This window comes from Streptomyces huiliensis (genome assembly GCF_020037025.1).
In the GTDB taxonomy this organism is placed as follows: domain Bacteria; phylum Actinomycetota; class Actinomycetes; order Streptomycetales; family Streptomycetaceae; genus Streptomyces; species Streptomyces huiliensis.
The window spans coordinates 1-916 of record NZ_JAIQLH010000074.1 but is presented as its reverse complement, the minus strand read 5'-3'; the positions used below and the strand labels follow the sequence as shown (position 1 = coordinate 916).

Here is a 916-nt window from a genome sequence, read left to right as displayed (position 1 = left end):
CGCGGCCGACGGTTCGGCCGACCGGCCGGGGACCGGCGGGGCGGCTCCCCGCCGCACGCGCAGCGCGAGCGACGGCTCGGCGAGCCAGGTCGGTATGGGCACGAGCACCTCGGCCACCTCGGCCACCTCGGCCACCTCGGCCACCTCGGCCACCTCGGCCACCTCGGCCACCTCGGCCACCTCGGCCACCTCGGCCACCTCGGCCACCTCGGCCACCTCGGCCACCCCGGGCGCCTCGGCCACTCCGGGCACCTCGGCCACCCGCCGCCCGGCCCCGCGCTCGTCCGACGCCCCCTGGCACCACGCCCGCCCCGCCTTCGATGAACCGCAGGCCGAGAAGCCGGACGCCGAGCGCGGCACCGCAGCAGCCGGAAAGCCGGAACCGACCGAGCATGCTTCGGACGCGCCGGAGAGCCCGCGGTCCGCGGAGCCGCTCGGCCGGACGCCGGCCGTTCCGCAGACCCCGGAGCCGGCGGAGACCGACGCCCAGGCGGCGGCCTCCCCGACGGCTCCGCCGGCGGACGGGCCCGCCGCGCGGCAGGCGCCGCCGGTGGCAGCGAAGCCTGCCGAGGCCGAGCAGCAGCTCGGTGCGGGCACTCCCGCCGCCCCGGAGGAGCCCGCCGGGCAGTCGGCGAAGCCGGTCATGCCCGGGGCGCCGGAGTCCCCGGCCGGTGAGCCCGCCGGTCCGGCGACCGCGCCGGCCGGGAAGCCGACTGAACAGTCCGCGAGGCCGGGGAAGGCGGAGCCGGCCTCGAACGCGGCGGATCGCCCCGCAGATCCTTCGGCCATGCCCGCCGCATCGCCCGCGGCGTCGGAGGCGACCGAGGCGGCGAAGCCCGGCGCGCGCGAAGCGGCGGAGCCCGAGACGGGCGCCCCCGTCCCCCGGAGCGCGCCGGCCGTGAACCCCGCCGCCGCC

At 80.9% G+C, this 916-nt stretch carries 1 pseudogene; it reads right to left on the bottom strand.

Going from position 1 to position 916, the window contains the following annotated elements:
- Window positions 1-789, bottom strand: a pseudogene (locus JNW98_RS15200) (hypothetical protein); the annotation flags it as partial.
- Window positions 790-916: the final 127 nt, after the last annotated feature.